Here is a 449-nt window from a genome sequence, read left to right on the forward strand (position 1 = left end):
TCGGCGAGTCCTACATGGCCGGGGAATGGGACAGCGACGACCTGGCCGGCGTCCTGACCGTCCTCGCCGAACACGTCGACGAGCTCGTACCCGCCCCGCTGCGCCGGCTCCGCGGCCTGTGGGTCTCGCGCCGCCCGGCCGCCGACCGCAACATCCGCGTCGGCGCACGCGTGAACATCCAGCGCCACTACGACCTGTCGAACGACCTGTTCTCCGCCTTCCTCGACCCCACCCTCTCCTACTCCTCCGCGGTTTTCACCGCCTTCCCCGCCCGCTTCGCCGCCCTCCCCGAAGCCCAGCACCGCAAGATCGACCGCCTCCTGGACCTCGCCCAGGTGGGGGAGGGCACGCGGCTGCTGGAGACCGGTACCGGCTGGGGCGAACTCGCCCTGCGAGCCGCCACCCGCGGCGCCCACGTCACCACCCTGACCCTGTCTCTTATACACATC

1 protein-coding gene is annotated in these 449 nt (G+C 71.3%); it reads left to right on the forward strand.

What is annotated here, in order from left to right:
- The coding region (locus tag VR44_RS34630; protein ID WP_045951611.1) for a class I SAM-dependent methyltransferase at positions 1–449 on the forward strand (449 nt) is incomplete at both ends.

This window comes from Streptomyces katrae (genome assembly GCF_000966975.1).
GTDB classification, from domain to species: Bacteria; Actinomycetota; Actinomycetes; order Streptomycetales; family Streptomycetaceae; genus Streptomyces; species Streptomyces katrae.